Genomic DNA, 202 nt, shown 5'->3' with positions numbered 1-202 from the left:
AACTTGGGGCTGTGATGGCGCCAGTCGTCGCGTTGTAAGTTGCGCCGCCACCTAAGTGGCTTGCGCTGTTGCCGCCGAGTTGATTGATCTTGTCGTTACCGACGGTCGCAAGTCCTGTGAGCTGCTCATAGTTCACGGCATCCGTTGCGCTGTCTCCCGCTAACACACCGGTGATCTTCTTGTTGCCAGCATTGATGCCAGT

At 56.9% G+C, this 202-nt stretch carries 1 protein-coding gene; it reads right to left on the bottom strand.

The window, feature by feature from the left end; genetic code table 11:
- The coding region (locus AC2FA3_RS15745; RefSeq protein WP_490510419.1) for a hypothetical protein at positions 1-166 on the bottom strand (166 nt) is incomplete at its 3' end.
- Positions 167-202: the final 36 nt, after the last annotated feature.

This window comes from Janibacter sp. CoH_79_TC_3, assembly GCF_058197955.1.
Note: the sequence above shows the minus strand (reverse complement) of the source record. Positions and strands in the feature narration are given on the sequence as shown.